The following is a 20,440-nucleotide window of genomic DNA, read 5'->3' as shown; positions in this document are numbered from 1 at the left end:
ATAATTACTGGAGATTCGCAGACGCGGCATTGTAACAGCAGGTTCCTACAGACGCTTAGGCTGAATTATGGGACATAACGATCAAAATGTTAGATCTCAGACGCCTGACGCCCGGCGTGCAGATCCCCTGTAGCAGCTGGCGAAGCCTGCGTTCGGCGGCGCAGCCGTCGTGAAACCTGCACACTCGATCAGTCTGATACACCGCGCCACCTGAATTTACGACGGCTGCGCCGCCGAACGCAGGCTTCGCCAGCGGCTACATGTGTTCAGTTCGCGTCAAAGGGGTAAGGCTGTTTCCAGCGCTCGAAGATCGGCTTCAACTGACCGCTTTTCACCAGCGTATCCATGCGCTGGTCAAACAACTCCATCAACGTACGAGCCCTGGGCGTATTGGCGAAGCACAGGTAAAGCGGCAATTCTGCGATAGGCGTGCGACGGAACAGGGAGGGATCTTTGGCCCGCTTGAGGACGTAATCAATCTCGGTCAGCGCATCGATGTAAAAGTCGGCGCGGTCGTGAATCAGCATCGACAAAATGCCGGTGCGCCGAATGACCTCGTTATAGCGACGCACGTTGGGCAGGTAATTCTGGTACTCGTAACCGCGGACCCAGGCCAGTCGATAGTTGCCGAGGGTCTGCGGAGTCGGCACCGGACTGCTGGCCAGGCCCAGGGCATAAATGTGGTCGGTATCGTAATTCCAGCGCGGATATAGCAGGTCGCTGACGTCATTGTGATACGCGCCGACACAGGCATCCACGTCACCGCGCTGGGCCAGGCCCACGGCGCGGGTATAAGGTTCAATGCGGATGTCCAGCGTGACCCCGGCCGGCTCGAAGATAGCCCGCAACACGTCCCAGCCAAGGCCATGCCCGTCAGCAGCGGTGTAGTCTTCCCATTCTTCGCTGGCCAGGTGAATCACGGTCGGCGGCGCTTCCCCCGCCTGCGCAAGCGAGCAAAACAGGGCAAAAACCATCACTGCCAACCCGCGTCGAGCCATCCTGATCCCTCGCTCCGCCCGTCAGGCGAACACCCATACCAGCCCTTGCATCGCCAACCACGCAAATACACCTGCCAACACGTCGTCGAGCATGATCCCGACGCCGCCATGCACATGCCGGTCGATCCAGCGAATCGGCCAGGGCTTGAGAATGTCGAAGAAACGAAACATCAGGAAACCCGCCAGCAACCAGTACCACCCTTCCGGTACCAGCCACAGGGTGATCCACATCCCGACCATTTCGTCCCAGACGATGCCCTCGTGGTCGTGCACTCGCAAATCGTCGGCCACTTTGCCGCACAGCCAGAAGCCGAACAGCATGGTGATGCCGAGCATCAGCCAGTAACCCCAATCGGGCATCATTTGCCACAACGGGATAAAGGGTAGCGCAACCAACGAACCCCAGGTGCCCGGTGCTTTTGGCAGGGTGCCCGAGCCGAAGCCGAACGCCAGGAAGTGCCAGGGATTGCGCCAGACCGATGGCGGAACGAACTCCGCCGGGACCTGTTTGGGATGATCTGTCACGGTGTCTCCCGAAAATGTTGATAGCCCCGGGTTTGCGGGGTGATGTCTTGTCCTGCGGCGTCCAGCAGTTGCACGCCCTGCCCCGACACAACGCGCCCGATCACATGGATTGGCCAGCCATCGGTCAGCAAGGCAGGCAATTCGACGGACGGCAGGGTAAAGGCCAGCACGTAATCGTCGCCGCCACTCAGGGCAGCCATTTCAGCATCGGACTGGCCGAGGAAGGCGACCAATGCCTTCGACAAAGGCAACTTACTACGCTCGACCTGAATGCCGACCTGCGAGGCGAGCGCAATATGCCCGCAATCGGCGAGCAAGCCGTCGGAGATATCGAGCGCCGATGTCGCCTTGCCACGCAACGCCTGGCCCAACGCGAGTTGCGGTTGTGGCGCCCAGTAGTGCGCCAGCAATGGCTCGGCAATGGCCGTCTCGGTCATCCGCTGGCCAAGCACCAGAGGAAGTGCCCCGGCCGCATTGCCCAACTCGCCACCGACGCACAACAAATCGCCCGGCTTCGCGCCACTGCGGGTCAGCGCCTGACCGACCGGCACACGGCCAAACACGGTCATGGTCAGGCTCAGCGGCCCACGGGTGGTATCGCCGCCCACCAGCGCCACGCCGCAGCCTTGCGCCATCAGGTTCAAACCACGGGCATAGGCTTGCAGCCAATCGGCGGTCACCGTCGGCAAGGTCAGGGCAAGGGTAAAGGCAACGGGGGTGGCGCCCATGGCGGCCAGATCGCTGACCGCTACGGCCAGCGAGCGCTGACCGAGCAGAAACGGATCGCAAGCGTCGGCGAAATGTACACCGGCCACCAGCGTATCGGTAGAAATCGCCAACTGCTCCCCGGGGGGAACAGCCAGCAAGGCGCAGTCATCGCCGATTCCAAGGGCAACGCCTTCGCCGCCCTGCGCACAAGGCGCGGCGGCGAAAAAATTGCGGATCAGCTCAAACTCGCCCATCGCAGACCCAAGCGCTAATTAGCGCTTGAACGCCTTGACTTCAGCTTCACGCAGACGTGGGGCCAGCTTGTCGAGTACACCGTTGACGAACTTGTGGCCGTCGGTGGAACCGAAGACTTTTGCCAGTTCGATACCTTCGTTGATCACAACGCGGTACGGCACGTCGACGCGCTCAAGCAGTTCCCAGGTGGACAGGCGCAATACCGCCAGTTCAACCGGGTCCAGTTCTTCGATGGTCAGGTCGAGGCAAGGCTTGAGCGCCGCATCGATCTTGTCCTTCTGTGCCGGAACCCCGTGGAGGATTTCACGGAAGTAGGCACCGTCGACATCACTGAAATCGTTATCGACCCGAAACTGCGCTTCGATCTCGTTCAACGACTGCTTGGCCATGTGCCATTGGTACAGCGCCTGAGTTGCGAGCTGACGGGCTTCGCGACGCTTGACGCTTTTCGATGGCTTGCCGGCATCCGCAGGCTTTGGATCGCGCGGGTTGAAACGATCGCTTTCGTCGCTAATCACTTGGCCTCCAACTGCGCCAGCAGGCTGACCATTTCCAGAGCGGACAGGGCAGCTTCGGCACCTTTGTTACCGGCTTTGGTGCCGGAACGTTCGATGGCTTGTTCGATGGAATCAACGGTCAGCACGCCGAACGCGACTGGAACGCCAAATTCCATGGACACCTGGGCCAGGCCCTTGGTGCATTCGCCCGCCACGTATTCGAAGTGCGGAGTACCGCCACGAATGACCGCGCCCAGGGCGATGATTGCCGCGTATTCGCCCTTCTGAGCGACTTTCTGCGCAACCAGCGGAATTTCGAAGGCGCCAGGAGCGCGGATGATGGTGATGTCGCTTTCGCTTACGCCGTGGCGAACCAGGGCATCCACTGCACCGCTGACCAGACTTTCAACGACGAAGCTGTTGAAACGGCCCACTACCAAAGCGTAGCGGCCTTTAGGGGCGATGAAGGTACCTTCGATGGTCTTCAGGGTCATTCGTTAGATCTCTTAAAGAGCCGGGACGCGTTTTCTACGCGTCCCTCAGTGATGTGTTAACCGCGAATCAAGGACTGGAAATAACCGGTCATTATTCGGAGGGCACGTATTCTACAACTTCCAGATCGAAACCGGATATCGCATTAAATTTCATTGGCGCACTCATCAGACGCATTTTGCGCACGCCCAAGTCCCGAAGGATCTGCGAACCGGCACCGACGATGCTGTAGGTGGTCGGTTTTTTCACCGCCGCCTGGTCAGCGGTTTCGCGGATGTGCGCCAGCAACACGTCGCCATCCAGCGGGTGACCGAGCAACAGCACCACGCCGCTGCCAGCCTCGGCAACCGCGGCCATGGCGGCGCGCAGGCTCCAGCGGCCCGGTTGCTTGACCATCAACAGGTCGCGCAGCGGGTCCATGTTGTGCACCCGAACCAGCGTTGGCTCTTCGGCGCAGACAGTGCCCAGGGTCAGTGCCATGTGCACGTCGCCTTCCACGGAATCACGATAGGTCACCAGGTTGAATTGGCCCAGTTCGCTGTCCAGTGGCTGCTCGGCAATCCGCTGAACGGTACGTTCGTGGATCATCCGGTAGTGGATCAGGTCAGCGATGGTGCCGATCTTGATGTCGTGTTCAGCGGCGAACGCTTCCAGTTCAGCACGACGGGACATGGTGCCGTCGTCGTTCATCACTTCGCAGATCACGCCGCTCGGCTCGAAACCGGCCATGCGCGCCAGGTCACAGGCCGCTTCAGTGTGGCCTGCGCGAGCGAGGGTGCCGCCGGCCTGGGCCATCAGCGGGAAGATGTGACCCGGGCTGACGATGTCTTCAGCCTTGGCGTCTTTGGCGGCAGCGGCTTGCACGGTGCGCGCACGATCGGCAGCGGAGATGCCGGTGGTCACGCCTTCGGCGGCTTCGATGGAGACGGTGAACTTGGTGCCGAAACCGGAACCATTGCGTGGCGCCATCAGCGGCAGCTTGAGCAGCTCGCAACGCTCGCGGCTCATCGGCATGCAGATCAAGCCACGGGCGTGCTTGGCCATGAAGTTGATGTGCTCGGGCTTGCAGCACTCGGCGGCCATGATCAGGTCGCCTTCGTTCTCGCGGTCTTCGTCATCCATGAGGATGACCATCTTGCCTTGGCGGATGTCTTCAACCAGTTCTTCGATGCTATTGAGCGCCACAAGGCACCCCCTTGAGTCAGGATTTGAGGTAGCCGTTGGCGGCCAGAAAGCTTTCGGTAATGTTACTGGAAGTCGGTTCTGCGGCCTTGTCACCCAGCAACAGACGCTCCAGGTAACGTGCCAGCAAGTCGACTTCCAGATTCACCCGGCGACCTGGCTGGTACGACGCCATGATGGTTTCGCTCAGGGTATGCGGGATGATCGTCAGCATAAATTCGGCGCCATCGACCGCGTTCACGGTCAGGCTGGTGCCGTCGACGGTGATCGAGCCTTTATGGGCGATGTACTTGGCCAGTTCTTTCGGCGCACGGATGCGGAATTCCACGGCACGCGCGTTTTCGGTGCGGGCAACCACTTCACCCACGCCATCGACGTGACCGCTGACCAGATGCCCGCCGAGGCGAGTGGTCGGGGTCAGGGCTTTTTCCAGGTTCACCGGGCTGCCGCTTTTAAGGTCGTTCATGGCGGTGCAGTCGAGGGTTTCGCGGCTGACGTCGGCGGCAAAGCCGTTGCCCGGCAGTTCAACCGCCGTCAGGCACACGCCGTTGACCGCGATGCTGTCACCCAGCTTGACGTCGCTCAGGTCGAGCTTGCCGGTTTCTACGTGGACCCGCACATCTCCGCCTTTTGGGGTCAATGCACGAATACTGCCGATGGATTCGATAATGCCGGTAAACATGGAGTCCTCCTCGAGAACAAAGCCGTCGCTAGGCTGCGGCCAGGAATTATACGCTCGCGGCTGGCGAAGGAATGGCTGTGACCCGCCAGTCATCGCCAACCGCGCGAATTTCGGTGATTTTAAGCTCGGGCGCATCCTTCATTTGCGCGAGCGGCCAGTCGAGCAGCGGTCGCGCCGAAGAACCCAGAAACTTGCCGGCGATGAAAATCTGGAACTCATCCACCAGGCCTTGCTGAGCGAATGCGCCCGCCAGGCGCGGGCCGGCTTCGACCAACACCTCATTGACGCCACGGGCGGCGAGCTCGACCAGCAATTGCCGCAGATCGACCTGACCATCGTAGCCGGGCACGATCAGGCATTCCGGGCCGTTGGCGTACTGTTCTTCCACTGCCACGCAGGTGGCGACCAGCGCCGGGCCGGCCTTGAAGAACGGCGCATCCAGCGGCACCCGCAGGCGACCATCGATCAATACGCGCAGCGGCGGACGGCTCATGGCCAACGCGGTTTGCTGCGCATCCAGGCCCAACTCGTCAGCGCGCACGGTCAGACGGGCGTTGTCCGCCAGTACCGTGTCGGCGCCGGTCAGCACCACGCTGGCCTGGGCACGCAGCCGCTGCACCGCGGAACGCGCGGCGGGACCGGTGATCCACTGGCTCTCGCCGCTTTCCATCGCGGTGCGACCGTCCAGGCTCATGGCCAACTTGACCCGCACGAACGGCAAGCCGTGTTCCATGCGCTTAAGGAAGCCTTCGTTGAGCTTGCGCGCTTCGCCTTCCAGCACGCCGCTTTCGGCGGCGATACCGGCTTGGGCCAGACGTTGCAGACCGCGACCGGCGACGTCCGGGTTCGGGTCCTGCATCGCCGCGACCACACGGGCAACCCCGGCAGTCACCAGCGCATCGGCGCAGGGCGGCGTGCGGCCGTGATGGCTGCAAGGCTCAAGTGTCACGTAGGCCGTGGCGCCCCGGGCCAATTCACCGGCGGCGCGCAAGGCGTGGACTTCGGCGTGAGGCTCACCGGCGCGCTCATGCCAGCCTTCACCGACAATCTGCCCGTCACGCACAATCACACAGCCGACCCGCGGGTTGGGATGCGTCGTGTAATGACCTTTGCGCGCCAGTTCCAGCGCGCGGGCCATGTAATGGGCGTCGAGGATGGCGAGTTCGGCGGGTGTGCTCATTCTTTCACCGGCTCACGGGCCAGGCGATCGATCTCTTCGCGGAACTCGTTGAGGTCCTGGAAGCGGCGATACACCGAAGCGAAGCGGATATAGGCGACTTCGTCGAGCTTTTGCAGCTCGGCCATCACCAGTTCACCGACCACGAGGGATTTGACCTCGCGTTCGCCAGTGGCGCGCAGTTTGTGTTTGATGTGCACCAGCGACGATTCGAGGCGCTCGACACTCACCGGGCGCTTCTCCAGCGCGCGCTGCATACCGGCACGCAGTTTTTCTTCGTCGAACGGCTGGCGACTGCCGTCGGTTTTGATCAGGCGCGGCAACACCAGTTCGGCGGTCTCAAACGTCGTGAAACGCTCGCCGCAGGCCAGGCATTCACGCCGGCGGCGCACCTGTTCGCCCTCGGCGACCAGACGCGAGTCGATGACCTTGGTGTCGTTGGCACCGCAGAAGGGACAGTGCATGGTGGCAGGCAACAAAAAAAGGGAGGGCCATGGTAGCGCATCCCGGTGGCAAGACAAGCCATAGGGTTTGCGGTATACAGTCGGCTATAGCGCTTGATCCATGGATTTCATCTTGCTGGAGCCATAAATGTCCTTAAGACCGCTCGTTTTGCTCAGTCTTTTCAGCCTGCTGGTGGCCTGCGGCAGCGATGCGCCCAAGCCCCAGCCACCGACACCCGGCCCGGCACCGCAAGCTGCGCAGAAAAAAGCGCAGGAGTCGGCCAACCTCGGACCGCTGCCGGCGTATCAACGCGAGTTGAGCGGCACCCTGCAAGGCGTGCCGGCCGGCGCCGAAGTCGAACTGGCGTTGCTGGTGATCGACGAGAAAGATCGCCCGCAGCAATTGCTCGCCAGTTCCAGCCTGATCGGCACCAATCAAGTGTTGCCGTTTCATTTACGCTTCAACCCGGACTCCTTCCCGAGCGGTGCCCGCGTTGAACTGCGCGGCCGCGCCAGCCAGTCCGGCCAGCTGATTTTGCATCTGCCGTCGCAGGTCATTTCGCAGCCAACGACACAGGCACTGGGTCAGCTGCAATTTGTCAAAGCACCATGATTGCACCGCTCGACCTGCAACAGGCCTTGGGTGAACTGCTGGGTGATGCGCAGCTTGTCCCTGTTGCATTGCCCGATACCGACCTGAAGCTCTGGCTGATCGACGGCGACAACATGGACCGTGCGTTCAGCCCTGAAGAAACCCGACGGATTCTGCATGAGCCGCCGTACTGGAGTTTCTGCTGGGCCAGCGGCCTGGCGGTGGCGCGCTATCTCGTCGAATTCCCCGAGTGGGTCAAAGGCAAGCGGGTACTGGACTTCGGCGCGGGTTCGGGTATCGCGGGAATTGCCGCGGTGAAAGCCGGCGCCCTCGAAGTTGTGGCCTGTGATCTCGATCCGCTGGCCATTGCCGCGTGCCGGGCGAATGCCGAACTCAATGACGTACAGCTCAACTATTCGGCAGATTTTTTCGCCGAGGCCGACCGGTTCGATCTGATTCTGGTAGCGGACGTGCTGTACGACCGGGCGAATTTGCCCTTGCTCGATGAGTTTTTAACGCGCGGCAATGAGGCGCTGGTGGCCGACTCGCGTGTCAGGGATTTTCGCCACCCGTTGTATCAACGCATCGAAATGCTGGAAGCGATGACCCTGCCGGATCTGGCCGAACCCGAAGAGTTTCGGCATGTGAGCCTCTACCACGCGCGGCGTGCCTAGCCTTATAGTTGCCCCATTCACGCTTTTACGAGATCCCCCATGAGTCAGGAAACGCCGTACATCTTCGACGCCACGACTGCCGATTTCGACCAGTCGGTGATCGAGAACTCCTTCCACAAACCGGTGCTGGTGGATTTCTGGGCCGAATGGTGTGCGCCCTGCAAAGTGCTGATGCCGATGCTGCAGACCATCGCCGAAAGCTATCAGGGCGAGTTGCTGCTGGCCAAGGTCAACTGCGACCTGGAACAAGACATCGTTGCCCGTTTCGGTATTCGCAGCCTGCCGACCGTGGTGCTGTTCAAGGATGGCCAACCGGTTGACGGTTTTGCCGGTGCGCAACCGGAATCCGCCGTGCGCACGATGCTTGAGCCTCACGTACAAATGCCGCCTCCGGCCGCCACCGACCCGTTCGAGCAGGCTCAGGCGTTGTTCGATGACAGTCGTTTCGCCGACGCCGAAGCCGTGCTCAAAGTGCTGCTGGGCGAAGACAACACCAATGCCAAAGCACTGATCCTCTACGCCCGCTGCCTCACCGAGCGTGGCGAGTTGGGTGAAGCGCAAACCGTGCTCGACGCGGTCAAGAGCGATGAACACAAAGCGGCCCTGGCCGGCGCCAAGGCGCAGATCCAGTTTCTCGGCCAGGCCAAGGACCTGCCGGATGCGGCGGACCTGAAAGCACGGCTGGCGAAAAACCCGCTGGATGATGAAGCCGTGTATCAGCTGGCGGTTCAGCAATTGGCTCGCCAGCAGTACGAAGCGGCCCTGGATGCGTTGCTCAAGCTGTTCATCCGCAATCGCAGCTACAGCGAAGGCTTGCCGCACAAGACCTTGCTGCAAGTGTTCGAACTGCTGGGCAATGACCACCCGCTGGTGACTACGTACCGTCGCAAACTGTTTGCCGCGCTGTATTAAGTCACCTTGTAGGAGCACGGCTTGCCGGCGATGGCGTCCTAAAGTTCGCCCTCGCGAGCAAGCTCAGCTCCTACCTGGCGCTTGCCAGCTGTAGAGCGGCGTATCCCCGCCGCTCGACACCTTCACATCGGCACTATGGCGCAAGCGCACCAACAGGCGTTTGCCCGACGCCGCACTACCGGTCAGCCCTTCCAGTTGTTCGAGCAGTTCCGGCCCGCTCATTTGTCCGGCCTTGCGCAACAAGTCCTTGGCGATCTGCCACAGCGCATCATCCTGATTCAGTGGTTTGGCCGCAGCCGCGCTAGCCTCGGGCTTGCTCACCTGCAACTGCGCACCGAGCCGTGCCCAATCACCGTCATCCATCTCCAGCGTCAAATCCACCGGCCAGTCGCCGATGCTTCCGCGTATTCGCAACATGAGTCTGCTCCTGCACATTTCTGACTTGCATGCTCCCATGGGACTTGTGCAACGCCAAGCAGGCGGTCAAACTCTCCACGCTTACGTTATAGGATTACATAACAAATTATTCATCTTACTGCCGGAGACCCACCATGCACCGTCTGCTGCTCGCTTTGCCGTTTGCCTTGTTGCCATTGGCCGCCGCCCACGCCGCCGAGGAGCATGATCACGAGCACGGCAGCCTTGGCGCTCACGAACATGGTGTCGCGCGCTTGAACGCGGCGCTGGACGGCCAGACCCTGGAGCTTGAACTGGAGAGCCCGGCGATGAACCTGGTGGGCTTCGAACACGCGGCCATCACCGACGCCGATAAAGCCAAGGTCGCTGCGGCCCGGGCACAGTTGGAGAAACCGCTGGCGCTGTTCAATCTGCCGAAAGCCGCCGGTTGCGTAGTCGCCATGCAGGAACTGGAAAGCCCGTTGTTCGGCGACAAACCCGACGCCGATGATGATCACGACGAAGATGAAACGGACAAGGACGGTCATGAACATCATCACGACCACAGCGAGATCCACGCTCATTACCAATTCACCTGCGCAGCTCCGGGCGCACTGAAGCACCTCGACCTGGCAACTATTTTCAACACGTTCCCGGCGACCCAGAAAATTCAGGTACAACTGATCAGCCCGAGCGGCCAGCAAGGCGTCGAAGTAACTGCGAAGACGGCGCCCCTGAAATTCTGAATCCACCCCGATCCTGTAGGAGCAAGGCTTGCCCGCGATAAAGACGCCGCAGGTTTCGATTAGACCGCGTCATCGTTCATCGCGGACAAGCCATGCACCTACAGATCATCAACACCCATGAAATCGGCGCTATGACCCAAGCACTCATCGAACTGTCCGACCTGGGCTTCAGCTGGCCCGGTCACCCGCCGTTGCTGGACATCCCGGCGTTTCGCCTGGAGCCTGGCGAAACCCTGTTCCTCAAAGGCCCGAGCGGCAGTGGCAAAACCACTCTGCTGGGCCTGCTCGGTGGCGTGCAGAAACCTGATCGCGGCAGCATTCGCCTGCTCGGCCAGGAATTGACCGAACTCGGTGCCGGCGCCCGCGACCGCTTCCGCGTCGACCACACCGGTTACATCTTCCAGCAATTCAATTTGCTGCCATTCCTGTCGGTGCGCGAGAACGTCGAACTGCCCTGCCACTTCTCCAAATTGCGCGCCGAACGGGCGAAACAGCGCCACGGCAGCGTCGATCAGGCCGCGGCCACCCTCCTCGCCCATTTGGGTTTGAAGGATGAAAGCATCCTCAGCCGCCGCGCCGACTCGCTGTCCATCGGTCAGCAACAACGCGTGGCCGCGGCACGAGCGCTGATCGGCCAGCCGGAACTGGTCATCGCCGATGAGCCGACGTCGGCGCTGGACTACGACGCCCGGGAAAACTTCATTCGCCTGTTGTTCGCCGAATGCCGAGAAGCCGGGTCGAGCCTGTTGTTTGTCAGCCACGACCAGAGCCTCGCGCCGCTGTTCGATCGCAACCTGTCGCTGGCCGAGCTCAATCGCGCCGCCACCCCGTCCGAGGTCTGAGATGTATTTGTTTCGTCTAGCCATGGCCAGTCTGGCTAACCGGCGCTTCACCGCGATTCTCACCGCGTTCGCCATCGCCCTGTCGGTGTGCCTGCTGTTGGCGGTCGAGCGCGTGCGCACCGAAGCCAAAGCCAGTTTTGCCAGCACCATCAGCGGCACCGACCTGATCGTCGGCGCGCGCTCCGGTTCGGTGAACCTGTTGCTCTACTCGGTGTTTCGCATCGGCAATGCCACCAACAATATTCGCTGGGACAGTTTCGAACACTTCGCCAACAACCCGAAAGTGAAGTGGGCGATTCCAATGTCCCTCGGCGACTCCCATCGCGGCTACCGGGTGATGGGCACCACCGAGGCGTACTTCGAGCATTACCAGTACGGCCATCAGCAACACCTGGAACTGGCCGACGGCCGCGCTTTCGCCACCGACCCGTTTGAAGTAGTACTCGGCGCCGAAGTCGCGGATGCGCTGCACTACAAACTCGGCGACAAACTGGTGTTGGCCCACGGCGTGGCGGTGATCAGCCTGGTCAAGCACGACGACAAACCGTTCACCGTGGTCGGCATCCTCAAACGCACTGGCACGCCCGTGGACCGCACGTTGCACATCAGCCTTGGCGGCATGGAGGCGATCCATGTCGACTGGCACAACGGCGTGCCGGCGCAAGGAAAAGGCCGAATCAGTGCCGATCAGGCACGCAACATGGACCTCACGCCGCAAGCGATCACCGCGTTCATGCTCGGCCTCAACAGCAAGATTTCGACCTTTGCGTTGCAACGTGAAATCAACGAATTCCGTGGTGAACCGATGCTGGCGATCCTGCCCGGCGTGGCGCTTCAAGAGCTGTGGAGTTTGATGAGCACGGCGGAAAAAGCCTTGTTCGTGGTTTCACTGTTCGTGGTGCTGACCGGGTTGATCGGCATGCTCACGGCGATTCTCACCAGCCTGAATGAACGTCGCCGCGAGATGGCGATTCTGCGCTCGGTCGGCGCCCGGCCTTGGCACATCGCGACCTTGCTGGTGCTCGAGGCCTTTGCCTTGGCGCTGTCCGGGGTGATTGCCGGCGTGGCGCTGCTGTATGTGTGCATCGCCGCCGCCCAGGGTTACGTGCAAGCCAATTACGGTTTGTACCTGCCGCTGGCGTGGCCGAGCGAGTATGAATGGACGCTGCTCGGTGGCATCCTGATCGCCGCTTTGTTGATGGGCAGCGTGCCGGCCTGGCGCGCGTATCGCCAATCGTTGGCCGATGGCCTGTCGATCCGACTATGAGGACGTTGAACATGCCCCGCGCCTTGCTTGCGCTGCTGATGCTGGTCGCCCTGCCCCTGTGGGCGGCCGAGCCGAAAGACCTGACCTGGTCGGAAATGATCCCGCCGGACGCCGCGCCGGAAGTGCCGAACATGACGCCGCTGCACGACTTGTCGCAGATGAGCAGCACGCTGTCTGCCGAGTCAGCGCCCGCCGCCAAGCAGGACATGCCCAATGCGCCGGTGGTGAACAGCCTTGATGGCCAGAACATTCGCCTGCCGGGCTACATCGTGCCGCTGGAAGTCGGTGAAGACGGGCGTACCACCGAGTTTTTGCTGGTGCCGTATTTCGGCGCCTGCATCCATGTGCCGCCACCACCGTCAAACCAGATCGTGCATGTAAAAAGCGAAGTCGGCGTGAAGCTTGATGAGCTGTATCAGCCGTACTGGATCGAGGGCGCGATGCAGGTCAAGGCGTCGACCAGTGAGCTGGCGGATGCCGGGTATCAGATGGAAGCGGACAAGATTTATGTGTATGAATTGCCCGAATGAATCCGGTAATTCTGAGTCACTCACAAGGGTGCGACGATTCGACTTGACCGCGATGGGGCTATCAAATTCACCACAAAACCCGGTCATCACAGTTTCATTGAGCTGAATCAAAAGACCGTATCAGGCAGCTTTGTACCATTGGACATCAAAAATTTTTAACGTCCTTTGGAGCCTCCCATGCACAAGTCTTTGCTCAGTGCCTCGCTGATTACCCTCGCGCTCGCCACCCCGCTCGCCCACGCCTTCGAGGCAGGCGATATCCTGATTCGTGCCGGTGCAATCACCGTCAACCCTAAAGCCGACAGCTCCAGCGTCAAGGTCGACCAGGGCCCGTTGGCCGGTACCAACCTGGGTGGCAAGGCCACCATGGACAGCGACACGCAACTGGGCCTGAACTTTGCCTACATGCTGGACAGCCACTGGGGGATCGAGCTGTTGGCGGCCACTCCGTTCGAGCATGACGTGAAACTCAAAGGCACTGCCCTGGGCTCAGCGGCCAACGGTAAACTCGGCACTCTGAAACACCTGCCACCGACCTTGAGCGTCGTGTACTACCCGCTGGACCCGAAGTCCGCTTTCCAGCCGTACCTCGGCGCCGGTATCAACTACACCGTGATCTACGACGAACACGTCGGCAGCGAAGCGCAGGCCAAGGGCTTCAGCAACTTCGAAGCGGATAACTCCTGGGGCATGGCGTTCCAGGTCGGCGCCGATTACATGATCACCGACAACATCTTGCTCAACGCCCAGGTGCGCTACATCGACATCGACACCACTGCGACCGTGGAAAACAACGGGATTGCGCCGGGCACTCGGGCCAAGGTCGACGTGGATGTAGACCCGTTCGTCTACATGGTAGGCCTGGGCTACAAGTTCTAAAGGTACATTCACGTGGTGGTGAATCGATCGCTCCCATGCTCTGCGTGGGAACGATCAGCAACAAAAAAGGCGCCTTAACAGGCGCCTTTTCTATTGGCTATCGTCCCAGCAACCGGGCCAATCCAACACTCATCGGTGTTTGCCCGGGTACGACAAAACGCTCCAGCAAACGCCGGTTACTCGCTCGCGAATGACGGATGTCGCCGGAACGTGCCGGGCCAAAGCTCACGGGGGGCAGCTGACCCACCACCGTCTCAAGGGCTTCGAGCATTTGCTTGAGACTGGTCGCCTGGTTCCAGCCGACATTCACCGCGCCGACTTCAACCTGCGGCATTTCGATGGCTTGCACCAGCAGGTCCACCAGATCCTCGACGTAAACGAAATCACGCGTCTGCTCACCGTCACCGAAAACAGTGATCGGCAGGCCATTTTGCGCCCGCTCGCTGAAAATACTGATCACCCCGGAATACGGCGAGGACGGGTCCTGACGCGGGCCGAAAATGTTGAAGAAGCGGAAAATCACCGGTTCCAGCGCATGCTGGCGGCGGTAGAAATCGAAGTAGTGCTCACTCGCCAACTTGTCCGACGCGTAGGGCGTCAAGGGCGCCTTGGGGGTGTCCTCATCGATCGATTCACCTTCGCCATTGTTGCCGTAGACCGCCGCGCTGGAAGCGAACAGCACGCGTTTGACGCCTGCCTGGCGCATGGCTTCGCAGACATTCAGCGAGCCGACGAAGTTGCTCTGATGAGTCTTCACCGGATCATCCACCGACGCTTGCACCGAGGCCACTGCCGCCAAGTGCGCCACCGCGCTGCAACCGACCATCGCCTGAGCCACGAGCGACGCATCGGCGACATCACCGACAATCAATTCCAGGTTGGGGTTATCCATCGGCAGGTTGCTGCGTTTGCCGGTGGACAAGTCATCGAGAATGCGCACCGAATGCCCTTTGGCGAGCAAGGCATCGGTCAGGTGCGAACCGATAAAACCGGCGCCGCCGGTGATAAAAACAGGGCCGTCAGCCATGGCGATAAAACCTGTCCAGTAAGCCCGGGAGTGCCGCGCGCCAGGCGCGGGGCTTGATCCCGAACGTGTGCAAAATTTTCTTGCAGGCCAGCACCGCGTGTTGTGGCTCTTCGGCGGCATCCGGTCGCGCGGCGTGAGCCTGGGCCGTCGGCGCTTCGATGGCCAACGGATGCAGGCTGCGTGCTTCAGTCAGGATGGCCTGCCCCAGCGCCAGCGGCGTGGTCGCCTCATGCCCGGCGTAATGATAGGTGCCCCACAGCGGCGCTGCACAATCGAGTTGTTTGAGCACCGAAATGATCACCCGGGCTGCATCGTCGACCGGAGTCGGGTTGCCCCGGCGGTCGTCGGCCAACAACAGTTCGTCAGGCGTTTCCGCTCGTGCAAGGAAGCGCCCGAGCGTGCCGTCAGGGCTGTCATCGAGCAACCAGCCAAAACGCAGCAGTACGTGCTGTGGACAGGTTGCGCGAACGCTTTGTTCGATGCGCCACAGTGACTGACCGCGTAGCCCCAGAGGAACCGGCTCATCTTTTTCGCTGTAGGCGGTGGCACGCGAGCCATCAAACACACGATAGCTCGAGGGTTGCAGCAGAACGATGTTGTGATGCTGGCACAGTTCGGCCAGACGCTCGATCGACCGCTCCTGCCCGGCCAGACGCATTTCGCTGACCGTCTCTGCCTGAAACCAGTCGAAGTAGTAGGCGAGATTGATCAACGCGTCCGGGCGGGTGTCGTCGAGCAGTTGCGTCAGGCTCGCGGCATCCCAGCCGTCTTGCGGGGGGCGGGGGGCGAGGAAACCGATGTCTTCCTCCGCACCGAGGCGAATCAGCGCCTGCCCAAGGGCATTTCCGCCGCCCAGTAACATAAGGCGCATTCGCATAGAGTCAGCAGGCCCAGTCTGATTGGAACGATGGCTTTATCGACAATGCCCGCAGGCAATGCCGTTGATAGTTGCCGGAATCGTTGCATTTTGCGGGTTTAGTGCGCAACCGTCATCCGTAAAGTGTAGATGCCCGGGATTTGTGCCGCCGGTGATGGCCCCTTCGCGGGCAAGCCCGCTCCCACAGGGATCTCCTATGAATACAAAATTTATGAACAACAGAAACCACTGTGGGAGCGGGCTTGCCCGCGATGAGGCCCTCAGGCTCGGCGAAGGGCTTGAATGGTACTTGCATCTGAACCACCCCACCCGCATAAATTACCCCATGAATCTGCCCATTCCCACGGACGCTGCACTGGCAGGCTTCCACCCCGCCGTCAGCGCCTGGTTCAGCAGCACCTTCCCGACGGTCACCGCCGCCCAGGCCCGGGCGTGGCCGTTGATTCGTCAGCGGAGCTCGACCCTGATCGCCGCGCCCACCGGGTCCGGCAAGACCCTCACCGCTTTCCTCGCGGTCATCGACGACCTGGTTCACCGGGGCCTGGAAACCGACGACGGGCTGCCAGACGAAACCCTGGTGGTCTATGTCTCGCCGCTCAAGGCGTTGTCCAACGACATCCAGATCAACCTGCAAAACCCGCTCGCCGGGATCACCGAGCAATTGCGCGTGATGGGCCTGCCCCCATTACAGATCAACACCGCCGTGCGCACCGGCGATACACCGCAAAAAGATCGCTCGGCCATGCGCAAGACCGCACCGCACATTCTGGTGACCACGCCAGAATCCCTTTACGTGCTGCTCGGCTCCGATTCCGGCCGAAAAATGCTCGGCACCACGCGCACGGTCATTGTCGATGAAATTCACGCCATCGCCGCCAGTAAACGCGGCAGCCACCTGGCCTTGAGCCTTGAGCGATTGCAGGCGCTGTGCGCAGATCCGCTGGTGCGCATTGGTCTGTCAGCCACGCAAAAACCCATCGAAGCGGTGTCGCGTTTTCTGGTGGGCCGTGACCGCCCTTGCGAGATCGTCGACATCGGCCACGCCCGTCCACGGGACCTGGACATCGAAGTGCCACCGGTGCCGCTATCGGCGGTCATGGCCAATGATGTGTGGGAGCTGGTCTATGACCGCCTCGCCGCCCTCGCCCGCGAACACCGGACCACGCTGATTTTCGTCAACACCCGGCGACTTGCCGAACGCTTGAGCCGGCACCTGAGCGAACGCCTGGGCAAGGACGCCGTCGCCGCCCACCACGGCAGCCTGGCCAAAGAGTTTCGCCTGGACGCCGAACAACGGCTCAAGCGCGGCGACCTGCAAGTGCTGATCGCCACCGCTTCGCTGGAATTGGGCATCGACATTGGCGACGTAGACCTGGTGTGCCAAATCGCCTCGCCGCGCTCGATTTCAGGGCTTCTGCAACGGGTCGGCCGCTCCGGGCACCAGGTCGGCGGTACGCCCAAGGGCCGTTTGTTTGCCACCACTCGCGACGACCTGATCGAATGCGCCGCCCTGCTCGATTGTGTACGACGCGGTGAACTCGATACGTTGCAGATCCCCGAGGCACCGCTGGACGTGCTCGCCCAGCAAATCATTGCCGAGGTCAGTTGCCAGGAATGGCCGGAACAGGCGCTGCTGGAGATGTTGCGCAACGCCTCGCCCTACGCCGGGCTCGACGAAAAGCACTATCAGGCGCTGCTGCACATGCTTGCCGAGGGTTACAACGGTCGTCAGGGTATCCGCAGCGCTTACCTGCATCGCGACGCCGTGACCCGTACTTTACGCGGTCGTCGGGGGGCCAAACTGACCGCCGTGACCAGTGGCGGGACTATTCCAGACAACGCCGACTACAGCGTCTTGCTGGAGCCCCAAGGGCTGAACATCGGCAGCGTCAACGAAGACTTTGCGGTGGAAAGCATTGCCGGGGATGTGTTCCAGCTGGGCAATACCTCCTACCGGATCCTGCGGGTCGACACTGGCAAGGTCCGGGTCGAAGACGCTCAGGGGCAACCGCCGACCATTCCGTTCTGGCTCGGTGAAGCGCCCGGTCGCAGCGCCGAACTGTCCTTTGCCGTCGCTCGCTTGCAGGCGCACCTCGACGACCTGCTCGGCGCTACACCGGGCCATCTGCAACCGGCCCTCGACTGGCTGACCGACACCCTCGGCCTCAACCTCGACAGCGCCGGGCAACTGGTGGATTACCTCGCCCGAGCGCGCCTGACGCTCGGCGCCCTGCCGTCACAAGACACGCTGCTGATGGAGCGGTTTTTCGACGAGTCCGGCGGTACACAACTGATCATCCACACGCCGTTCGGCAGCCGCATCAACCGGGCCTGGGGCCTGGCCCTGCGCAAACGCTTCTGCCGCACCTTCAACTTCGAATTGCAGGCCGCCGCCAGCGAAGACGCCATTGTCCTGTCGCTGTCCTCCAGCCACAGTTTCGAACTCGACGATGTCTGGCGCTACCTGCACAGCAACAGCGCCGAGCACATCCTGATTCAAGCAGTGCTCGACGCGCCGTTGTTCGGTGTGCGCTGGCGCTGGAATGCCGGCGTCGCCCTGGCTTTGCCGCGCTACAGCGGCGGACGCAAAGTCCCGCCGCAGATCCAGCGGATGAAAAGCGAAGACCTGATTGCCAGCATCTTCCCCGATCAGATTGCCTGCGTGGAAAACCTCGCCGGCGAGCGCGAAATTCCCGACCATCCGCTGGTGGAGCAAACCCTCGACGATTGCCTGCACGAGGCGATGGACAGTGACGGCTGGCTAGCGTTGTTGCGGCGCATGGAACGTGGCGATGTGCGGTTGATCAGCCGTGACTTGCCGGCGCCCTCCCCTTTGGCGGCCGAAATCCTCAGCGCCCGGCCCTACACTTTTCTCGACGATGCGCCGCTGGAAGAACGTCGCACGCAAGCGGTGCTCAACCGTCGCTGGACCGACCCGCAATCCACTGACGACCTCGGCGCGCTGGATGCCGAGGCGATTCAAGCGGTGCGTGATGAGGCTTGGCCGACACCCTCCGGCATAGATGAAATGCACGAGGCATTGATGAGCCTGGCGTGCATCACCGACGCGGAAGCGCAGGCCAATCCGCACTGGCTCGATTGGCTGAACGCCTTGGCCGACAGCGGTCGCGCCAGCCTTTTGCGGATCAACGCCGGGCAATCGTTGTGGCTGGCACTGGAGCGACTCACCTGTTTCAAATCGATTTATCCACAGGCCACGTTGTTGCCGGCACTGCAAGCGCTACCCGGCTTCGATGAAGTCTGGGAGCCCGACGAAGCGATGCATGAAGTGATTCGCGCGCGGCTCAGCGCCTTCGGGCCGTTACCGCTCGACGCCATTGCCGAACCGCTTGGATTGACAGTGAATCAAGTCACCCAGGCCTTGGCCCAACTGGAACGCGAAGGCTATGTATTGCGCGGTCGCTTCACACCCGGCGCCAGTGTGGAGCAATGGTGCGAACGGCATCTGCTGGCACGAATTCACCGCTACACGGTCAAGCGTCTACGTCGGGAAATCGAGCCGGTGGCGTTGCAGGACTTCATGCGTTTTCTGTTCGACTGGCAGCACCTGTCGGCGGCGACTCAAGGCCAGGGCAGTGCCGTATTGCCGGCGATCATCAGTCAGTTCGAAGGCTACCCGGCCGCTGCGTCAGCCTGGGACAGCGATATGTTGCCCGGACGTATCAAAGACTATTCGCCGGGCTGGCTGGATGACCTGTGCCGAAGCGGAAAACTCGTCTGGACACGCCTGACCGCTCGCAACAAAGGCGCCAGCACGGCACTGCGCAGCACACCCATTGTGTTGTTGCCGCGCGGCCAGATCGGGTTATGGGTCAGCTTGACCGAGCAGACACCGGTCAGCGAGTTGTCGCCCAAGACGCAAAAGGTCTATGAAGCGCTCAGCCAACATGGCGCGCTGTTTTTCGATGAGTTGATTCATGAAGCGCACCTGTTGCGCTCGGAACTGGAAATCGCCTTGCAGGAATTGGTCGGTGCGGGGCTTGTGAACGCTGACAGCTTCGCCGGGGTGCGGGCGCTGATTACCCCGGCCAGCAAACGCCAGAATCGCAGCAGCCGACGCGGGCGCGGAGCGTTTGTGGGCGGCATGGACGATGCCGGTCGCTGGGCCCTGTTGCGACGCGGGCCTGCCGCGCCGGTTGTGGATAACAAACGCCCGGCGCCCACACCCAACGAAACCCTGGAACACATCGCCATGACCTTGCTGCGGCGCTATGGCGTGGTGTTCTGGCGCTTGCTGGAGCGTGAGGCGGATTGGCTGCCAAGTTGGCGCGAATTGCTGCGCACATTTCACCGACTGGAGGCACGGGGCGAAATACGTGGAGGGCGGTTTGTCAGTGGTCTGGCGGGGGAGCAGTTTGCGCTGCCCGAGGCGATCCCGTTACTACGCGAAGTACGCCGACGGCCGCATGACGGCAGTTTGATCGCGGTGTGCGGGGTTGACCCGCTGAACCTGGCAGGCACGCTTTTACCGGGCGTGAAAGTGCCGGCGTTGGCGAGTAATCGGTTGGTGTACCGCGATGGATTGCCGGCGGCGGCGGAGATTGCCGGCAAGCAGCATTTCTGGATGGAGCTGGATCAGCAGGCGACTGCTGAATTGCACAACAAACTGATCCGGCATTGATCGTTCCCACGCTCTGCGTGGGAATGCAGCCAGAGACGCTCTGCGTCTCAAGAGTGGACGCGGAGCGTCCCGTGAGGCATTCCCACGCAGAGCGTGG

At 61.6% G+C, this 20,440-nt stretch carries 21 protein-coding genes; 9 read left to right on the top strand and 12 right to left on the bottom strand.

Features of this window, described 5'->3' with window-relative positions:
• Positions 1–266: 266 nt before the first annotated feature.
• From BMS17_RS15370 to nrdR, 9 genes are all read right to left on the bottom strand, one after another.
• Complete coding sequence (locus tag BMS17_RS15370; protein ID WP_077431188.1) at positions 267–998, bottom strand: ABC transporter substrate-binding protein; 732 nt, start codon at positions 996–998, stop codon at positions 267–269.
• A 21-nt stretch (positions 999–1,019) separates the two neighbouring features.
• Positions 1,020–1,523 carry a phosphatidylglycerophosphatase A gene (locus BMS17_RS15365; protein WP_077431187.1) on the bottom strand — a complete coding sequence of 168 codons (504 nt, stop codon included), beginning with the start codon at positions 1,521–1,523 and terminating at the stop codon, positions 1,020–1,022.
• Complete coding sequence (gene thiL / locus BMS17_RS15360; RefSeq protein WP_046028783.1) at positions 1,520–2,485, bottom strand: thiamine-phosphate kinase; 966 nt, start codon at positions 2,483–2,485, stop codon at positions 1,520–1,522. The genes BMS17_RS15365 and thiL overlap by 4 nt, the downstream gene beginning before the upstream one ends.
• A gap of 18 nt (positions 2,486–2,503) precedes the next feature.
• Positions 2,504–3,004 (bottom strand): transcription antitermination factor NusB, encoded by a 501-nt coding sequence (nusB, locus tag BMS17_RS15355; RefSeq protein ID WP_008033741.1) that lies wholly within the window; start codon positions 3,002–3,004, stop codon positions 2,504–2,506.
• Positions 3,001–3,477, bottom strand: a complete 477-nt coding sequence (ribE, locus tag BMS17_RS15350; protein WP_003185938.1) for a 6,7-dimethyl-8-ribityllumazine synthase — start codon at positions 3,475–3,477, stop codon at positions 3,001–3,003. The genes nusB and ribE overlap by 4 nt, the downstream gene beginning before the upstream one ends.
• A 91-nt stretch (positions 3,478–3,568) precedes the next feature.
• Complete coding sequence (gene ribBA / locus BMS17_RS15345) at positions 3,569–4,660, bottom strand: bifunctional 3,4-dihydroxy-2-butanone-4-phosphate synthase/GTP cyclohydrolase II (protein ID WP_007944233.1); 1,092 nt, start codon at positions 4,658–4,660, stop codon at positions 3,569–3,571.
• A gap of 16 nt (positions 4,661–4,676) precedes the next feature.
• Complete coding sequence (locus BMS17_RS15340; protein WP_017341038.1) at positions 4,677–5,339, bottom strand: riboflavin synthase; 663 nt, start codon at positions 5,337–5,339, stop codon at positions 4,677–4,679.
• A gap of 46 nt (positions 5,340–5,385) precedes the next feature.
• A complete protein-coding gene (gene ribD / locus BMS17_RS15335) occupies positions 5,386–6,519 on the bottom strand; it encodes a bifunctional diaminohydroxyphosphoribosylaminopyrimidine deaminase/5-amino-6-(5-phosphoribosylamino)uracil reductase RibD (RefSeq protein WP_046028789.1) in 1,134 nt (377 codons plus the stop codon).
• The gene (gene nrdR, locus BMS17_RS15330; RefSeq protein ID WP_003228656.1) at positions 6,516–6,980 is read right to left on the bottom strand and encodes a transcriptional regulator NrdR; all 465 of its coding nucleotides are present in this window, start codon (positions 6,978–6,980) and stop codon (positions 6,516–6,518) included. The genes ribD and nrdR overlap by 4 nt, the downstream gene beginning before the upstream one ends.
• A 127-nt stretch (positions 6,981–7,107) precedes the next feature.
• Between nrdR and BMS17_RS15325 the strand changes: the two genes are divergently transcribed.
• The 3 genes from BMS17_RS15325 to trxA are packed head-to-tail and all read left to right on the top strand — an operon-like array spanning position 7,108 to position 9,137.
• Complete coding sequence (locus BMS17_RS15325) at positions 7,108–7,572, top strand: YbaY family lipoprotein (RefSeq protein ID WP_046028791.1); 465 nt, start codon at positions 7,108–7,110, stop codon at positions 7,570–7,572.
• Positions 7,569–8,225: a methyltransferase gene (locus tag BMS17_RS15320; RefSeq protein WP_046028796.1), complete on the top strand. Its 657-nt coding sequence runs from the start codon at positions 7,569–7,571 to the stop codon at positions 8,223–8,225. Before BMS17_RS15325 ends, BMS17_RS15320 begins: the two co-directional genes overlap by 4 nt.
• Positions 8,226–8,264: 39 nt before the next feature.
• The gene (gene trxA, locus BMS17_RS15315; protein ID WP_046028797.1) at positions 8,265–9,137 is read left to right on the top strand and encodes a thioredoxin; all 873 of its coding nucleotides are present in this window, start codon (positions 8,265–8,267) and stop codon (positions 9,135–9,137) included.
• A gap of 63 nt (positions 9,138–9,200) precedes the next feature.
• Here the strand turns inward: trxA and BMS17_RS15310 are convergent, their stop codons facing one another.
• The gene (locus tag BMS17_RS15310; RefSeq protein WP_046028799.1) at positions 9,201–9,554 is read right to left on the bottom strand and encodes a hypothetical protein; all 354 of its coding nucleotides are present in this window, start codon (positions 9,552–9,554) and stop codon (positions 9,201–9,203) included.
• A 134-nt stretch (positions 9,555–9,688) separates the two neighbouring features.
• Here BMS17_RS15310 and BMS17_RS15305 point away from each other — a divergent pair, with 134 nt between their 5' ends.
• The 5 genes from BMS17_RS15305 (at position 9,689) to BMS17_RS15285 (ending at position 13,797) form a co-directional block, all read left to right on the top strand.
• Positions 9,689–10,279: a DUF2796 domain-containing protein gene (locus BMS17_RS15305; protein WP_046028802.1), complete on the top strand. Its 591-nt coding sequence runs from the start codon at positions 9,689–9,691 to the stop codon at positions 10,277–10,279.
• Between the two features lie 131 nt (positions 10,280–10,410).
• The gene (locus BMS17_RS15300) at positions 10,411–11,121 is read left to right on the top strand and encodes an ABC transporter ATP-binding protein (protein WP_027924348.1); all 711 of its coding nucleotides are present in this window, start codon (positions 10,411–10,413) and stop codon (positions 11,119–11,121) included.
• A gap of 1 nt (position 11,122) precedes the next feature.
• The gene (locus tag BMS17_RS15295; protein WP_077431186.1) at positions 11,123–12,388 is read left to right on the top strand and encodes an ABC transporter permease; all 1,266 of its coding nucleotides are present in this window, start codon (positions 11,123–11,125) and stop codon (positions 12,386–12,388) included.
• A gap of 11 nt (positions 12,389–12,399) precedes the next feature.
• Positions 12,400–12,918 (top strand): DUF3299 domain-containing protein, encoded by a 519-nt coding sequence (locus tag BMS17_RS15290; protein WP_046028806.1) that lies wholly within the window; start codon positions 12,400–12,402, stop codon positions 12,916–12,918.
• Positions 12,919–13,095: 177 nt separating this feature from the next.
• Positions 13,096–13,797 carry an OmpW family protein gene (locus tag BMS17_RS15285; RefSeq protein WP_046028807.1) on the top strand — a complete coding sequence of 234 codons (702 nt, stop codon included), beginning with the start codon at positions 13,096–13,098 and terminating at the stop codon, positions 13,795–13,797.
• 97 nt (positions 13,798–13,894) lie between these two features.
• Here the strand turns inward: BMS17_RS15285 and BMS17_RS15280 are convergent, their stop codons facing one another.
• Together BMS17_RS15280 and BMS17_RS15275 are read right to left on the bottom strand one after the other, a co-directional pair.
• Positions 13,895–14,824, bottom strand: coding sequence for an NAD-dependent epimerase/dehydratase family protein (locus tag BMS17_RS15280; protein ID WP_046028808.1), 930 nt, complete (start codon positions 14,822–14,824; stop codon positions 13,895–13,897).
• Complete coding sequence (locus BMS17_RS15275) at positions 14,817–15,701, bottom strand: sugar nucleotide-binding protein (protein ID WP_077431185.1); 885 nt, start codon at positions 15,699–15,701, stop codon at positions 14,817–14,819. The genes BMS17_RS15280 and BMS17_RS15275 overlap by 8 nt, the downstream gene beginning before the upstream one ends.
• A 325-nt stretch (positions 15,702–16,026) precedes the next feature.
• Here BMS17_RS15275 and BMS17_RS15270 point away from each other — a divergent pair, with 325 nt between their 5' ends.
• Positions 16,027–20,343, top strand: coding sequence for a DEAD/DEAH box helicase (locus BMS17_RS15270; protein WP_077431184.1), 4,317 nt, complete (start codon positions 16,027–16,029; stop codon positions 20,341–20,343).
• Positions 20,344–20,440 lie beyond the last annotated feature (97 nt).

Source organism: Pseudomonas sp. C9, assembly GCF_002000165.1.
Taxonomy (GTDB): Bacteria; Pseudomonadota; Gammaproteobacteria; order Pseudomonadales; family Pseudomonadaceae; genus Aquipseudomonas.
Note: the sequence above shows the minus strand (reverse complement) of the source record. Positions and strands in the feature narration are given on the sequence as shown.

Excerpts from the sequence above, each read along its gene's own strand:
- BMS17_RS15370 (WP_077431188.1), bottom strand. The coding sequence starts at position 998 with ATGGCTCGACGCGGGTTGGCAGTGATGGTTTTTGCCCTGTTTTGCTCG.
- thiL (WP_046028783.1), bottom strand. The coding sequence starts at position 2,485 with ATGGGCGAGTTTGAGCTGATCCGCAATTTTTTCGCCGCCGCGCCTTGT.
- ribE (WP_003185938.1), bottom strand. The coding sequence starts at position 3,477 with ATGACCCTGAAGACCATCGAAGGTACCTTCATCGCCCCTAAAGGCCGC.
- BMS17_RS15340 (WP_017341038.1), bottom strand. The coding sequence starts at position 5,339 with ATGTTTACCGGCATTATCGAATCCATCGGCAGTATTCGTGCATTGACC.
- ribD (WP_046028789.1), bottom strand. The coding sequence starts at position 6,519 with ATGAGCACACCCGCCGAACTCGCCATCCTCGACGCCCATTACATGGCC.
- nrdR (WP_003228656.1), bottom strand. The coding sequence starts at position 6,980 with ATGCACTGTCCCTTCTGCGGTGCCAACGACACCAAGGTCATCGACTCG.
- BMS17_RS15325 (WP_046028791.1), top strand. The coding sequence starts at position 7,108 with ATGTCCTTAAGACCGCTCGTTTTGCTCAGTCTTTTCAGCCTGCTGGTG.
- BMS17_RS15320 (WP_046028796.1), top strand. The coding sequence starts at position 7,569 with ATGATTGCACCGCTCGACCTGCAACAGGCCTTGGGTGAACTGCTGGGT.
- trxA (WP_046028797.1), top strand. The coding sequence starts at position 8,265 with ATGAGTCAGGAAACGCCGTACATCTTCGACGCCACGACTGCCGATTTC.
- BMS17_RS15310 (WP_046028799.1), bottom strand. The coding sequence starts at position 9,554 with ATGTTGCGAATACGCGGAAGCATCGGCGACTGGCCGGTGGATTTGACG.
- BMS17_RS15305 (WP_046028802.1), top strand. The coding sequence starts at position 9,689 with ATGCACCGTCTGCTGCTCGCTTTGCCGTTTGCCTTGTTGCCATTGGCC.
- BMS17_RS15300 (WP_027924348.1), top strand. The coding sequence starts at position 10,411 with ATGACCCAAGCACTCATCGAACTGTCCGACCTGGGCTTCAGCTGGCCC.
- BMS17_RS15295 (WP_077431186.1), top strand. The coding sequence starts at position 11,123 with ATGTATTTGTTTCGTCTAGCCATGGCCAGTCTGGCTAACCGGCGCTTC.
- BMS17_RS15290 (WP_046028806.1), top strand. The coding sequence starts at position 12,400 with ATGCCCCGCGCCTTGCTTGCGCTGCTGATGCTGGTCGCCCTGCCCCTG.
- BMS17_RS15285 (WP_046028807.1), top strand. The coding sequence starts at position 13,096 with ATGCACAAGTCTTTGCTCAGTGCCTCGCTGATTACCCTCGCGCTCGCC.
- BMS17_RS15280 (WP_046028808.1), bottom strand. The coding sequence starts at position 14,824 with ATGGCTGACGGCCCTGTTTTTATCACCGGCGGCGCCGGTTTTATCGGT.
- BMS17_RS15275 (WP_077431185.1), bottom strand. The coding sequence starts at position 15,701 with ATGCGAATGCGCCTTATGTTACTGGGCGGCGGAAATGCCCTTGGGCAG.
- BMS17_RS15270 (WP_077431184.1), top strand. The coding sequence starts at position 16,027 with ATGAATCTGCCCATTCCCACGGACGCTGCACTGGCAGGCTTCCACCCC.